4 protein-coding genes and 1 pseudogene are annotated in these 3,186 nt (G+C 60.1%); 3 read left to right on the forward strand and 2 right to left on the reverse strand.

All coding sequences use genetic code 11. From position 1 onward, the window contains the following. The 3 genes from NDI87_RS17265 to NDI87_RS17275 form a co-directional block, all read left to right on the forward strand. The coding region (locus tag NDI87_RS17265) for an efflux RND transporter permease subunit (RefSeq protein ID WP_296276821.1) at window positions 1–1,268 on the forward strand (1,268 nt) is incomplete at its 5' end. Window positions 1,269–1,297: 29 nt separating this feature from the next. Further along, window positions 1,298–1,522 carry a DUF2892 domain-containing protein gene (locus NDI87_RS17270; RefSeq protein WP_296276822.1) on the forward strand — a complete coding sequence of 75 codons (225 nt, stop codon included), beginning with the start codon at window positions 1,298–1,300 and terminating at the stop codon, window positions 1,520–1,522. Between the two features lie 16 nt (window positions 1,523–1,538). Then, window positions 1,539–1,829 carry a metal-sensing transcriptional repressor gene (locus NDI87_RS17275; protein WP_296276823.1) on the forward strand — a complete coding sequence of 97 codons (291 nt, stop codon included), beginning with the start codon at window positions 1,539–1,541 and terminating at the stop codon, window positions 1,827–1,829. Here the strand turns inward: NDI87_RS17275 and mnmA are convergent. Continuing rightward, window positions 1,826–2,941, reverse strand: coding sequence for a tRNA 2-thiouridine(34) synthase MnmA (gene mnmA / locus NDI87_RS17280; protein WP_296276825.1), 1,116 nt, complete (start codon window positions 2,939–2,941; stop codon window positions 1,826–1,828). The genes NDI87_RS17275 and mnmA overlap by 4 nt on opposite strands. Continuing rightward, window positions 2,938–3,186 (reverse strand): annotated as a pseudogene (locus tag NDI87_RS17285) (NUDIX hydrolase); the annotation flags it as partial. The pseudogene NDI87_RS17285 and the gene mnmA, both read right to left, overlap by 4 nt.

The raw sequence follows: 3,186 nt of genomic DNA on the forward strand, positions 1-3,186 counted from the left end.
ACAAGAGCCACGTCATCGCACAGCGCTTGCGTCCGGCGCTGGAAAAAATTGGCGCACGTCACCATGCCGTCGTCAAGGTGGTCGAAGTTCCGCCCGGACCTCCGGTGATGTCGCCGCTGGTGGCCGAGGTCTATGGCCCGGATGAAGCCGGGCGTCAGGCGCTGGCGCGCCGGGTGGCGCAAGCTTTCAGCGCCACTGCCGACGTGGTGGGTGTGGACACCTCGCTCAAGGACGATGCGCCGCGTGTTTACCTTCGGGTACGCCGTCAGCGTGCTGAATCCCTGGGGATTCCGGTGGCGATGGTGGCTCAGACTGCGGCCATGGCGCTCAACGGGGTGGATGCGGCCTATCTGCATGATGACCATAGCAAATACCCGGTGCCGGTGCGCCTGCAGTTGCCCTTGTCTGACCAGGTCGGTCTGGATGCCATTCTGGCCATGCCGCTGCGCGCCGCCAATGGCCGGATGGTGCCGCTGTCAGAGTTGGTTCAGGTCGAGCAGGGCGTGATTGACAAGCCTTTTTATACCAAGGATTTGCAAGGTGTCAGCTACGTCTTTGGCGACATGGCGGGCAAGCTTGATTCGCCGCTGTACGGCCTGTTTGCCATTCGTGACAAGTTGCAGGCCGCTGCCTTGCCGGGCACGGGCACATTGGGCGAATACTGGATCAGCCAGCCCAGCGATCCGTTCCGCCAGTATTCGGTCAAGTGGGATGGCGAATGGCAAATCACCTATGACACGTTCCGCGACATGGGGGCGGCCTATGGAGTGGGCCTGATCCTGATTTACCTGCTGGTGGTGGCGCAGTTCAGGAGTTATCTGACCCCGTTGGTGATCATGGCGCCGATTCCGCTGACCCTCATTGGCGTCATGCCCGGGCATGCCCTGCTGGGCGCGCAGTTCACCGCCACCTCGATGATCGGCATGATCGCGCTGGCCGGTATCATCGTGCGCAATTCCATCTTGCTGGTGGACTTTATCGAGCTGCAGGTGGCGCAAGGCGTGGCGTTCAAGGAAGCCGTGGTGCAGTCGGCCGCCGTGCGCGCCCAGCCCATTGCCTTGACCGGTCTGGCGGCCATGATCGGCGCCTTTTTTATTCTGGACGATCCCATTTTCAACGGGCTCGCCATTTCCCTGATTTTCGGTATTCTGGTGTCCACCCTGCTCACGCTGGTGGTGATTCCGGTGTTGTATTACGCGCTGTACCGGCGCCGTAACGAAGCGCACGCAGAGGCGCCGGTTGTTCTCGATCAAACGCATTCAACTTGATTTTCAACTGTTTTTTAGGAGCCATCGCCATGACCGTGCAACGTTATATCCTGGTTTTTGCGGGTCTGTTCATCATGATTTCCCTGGCATTGGGGGTCGAGAGCAGTCCGCTGTTCGTCAGCAAGTGGGCCCTGGCCTTCACGGCCTTTGTCGGCGCCAATTTGTTTCAATCCGGCTTCACCAATTTTTGTCCCCTTGGCATCATCCTGAAAAAACTGGGTGTGCCAGAGTCAAAAGTTGGCTGCGCCAATTAAGTGATTGGTTCTCTACATGACCGTTTTGACCAATGAGGCCGCCCGTGCCGAAGTGCTCAACCGCTTGCGGCGAGCTGAAGGCCAGATTCGCGGCGTCCAGCGCATGATCGAGGAGGGCGAGAGCTGCCTCAAGATCAGTCAGCAGTTTGCCGCTGTGCGCAAGGCGCTTGACAGCACCTACCTTCGCATGACCATGTGCTTCATGGAGCAGGAACTGTCATCCTGTTTGAAGCCTGACCCAACGCAAAAAGACAACATGGACACCATGCTCAAAGACATGGAAAACCTGCTGTCGCGCATGGGTTAGCCTGTGATGATGCCACCGCCGAGGCAGATGTCGCCGTCGTAAAGCACGGCGGACTGACCGGGCGTGACGGCCCACTGTGGCTGGGCAAAGCCCAGGCTGAAGCTGTCTGGCGCGGTGCTCAGAAAGGTGCACGCGGCATCGGTCTGGCGGTAACGGGTTTTGGCGGCCAGCGCCGTGGCCGTGGGCGCCTGGCCCGCGACCCAGCTGGCATCCTGCGCCGTGAGTTCATTTGACAGCAGCCACGGGTGATCGTGGCCCTGCACCACCCACAAGGTGTTGTTGGCCATGTCCTTGCGCGCCACAAACCAGGGCGCGTGGTCACCGCCGCCACGCGGTGCCCCCTTGGCCTTGAGGCCGCCAATGCCCAGGCCTTGACGCTGCCCCAGCGTGTAAAAGCTCAAGCCCACATGTTCGCCGATGGTGTGCCCCTTGTCGTTCTTGATCGGGCCGGGTTCTTTGGCAATGAAACGGTTCAGGAATTCGCGAAACGGCCGCTCGCCAATGAAGCAGATGCCGGTGGAATCCTTCTTTCTCGCGTTGGGCAGACCAATTTCCAGCGCAATGCGGCGCACCTCGGTTTTCAGCAATTCGCCGACCGGAAACAGGGTGTTGGCCAGTTGCTTCTGGTTGAGCCGGTGCAGGAAATAGCTTTGGTCCTTGGCCGGGTCCAGCCCCTTGCGCAATTCATGGCAGCCGGTGTTGGCATTGAAGCGCACACGGGCGTAATGCCCGGTGGCAATTTTCTCGGCCCCGAGCCGCATGGCATGGTCCAGAAAGGCCTTGAACTTGATCTCGGCATTGCACAAAATGTCAGGGTTGGGTGTGCGTCCGTTGCTGTATTCGCGCAGGAACTCGGCAAACACCCGGTCCTTGTAATCGGCGGCAAAGTTGACGTGCTCGATCTCGATGCCAATCACGTCGGCTACCGCAGCGGCATCGACAAAGTCAATGTTGGAAGAGCAGTAATCGCTGTCATCGTCATCTTCCCAGTTTTTCATGAAGATGCCGATCACTTCATGGCCCTGCTGCTTGAGCAGCCAGGCCGTCACCGCAGAGTCGACGCCACCGCTCAAGCCCACCACCACGCGCTGTCGTTTGACCGTGCCGCTCATGCTTGGCCACCCGTGGAGATGGGAGGCGGGTCGATCACATCGGCATCGGTATGGATCAGCGACAGCGGATAACGCTGGCCCCGCAAATAGTCTTCCATGCACTGGATCACGAGCGGACTGCGGTGGCGTGCAGAACTGGCGCGAACCTCAGCCGGACTCAGCCACAGGGTGCGCACAATGCCCGTGTCCAGACTGCGCCCCGCTTGCAAGGCGCCCAGCGTGCCGCAAAACGCAAAGCGCAGGTA

This window comes from Rhodoferax sp. (assembly GCF_023701345.1).
GTDB lineage: Bacteria > Pseudomonadota > Gammaproteobacteria > Burkholderiales > Burkholderiaceae_C > Rhodoferax.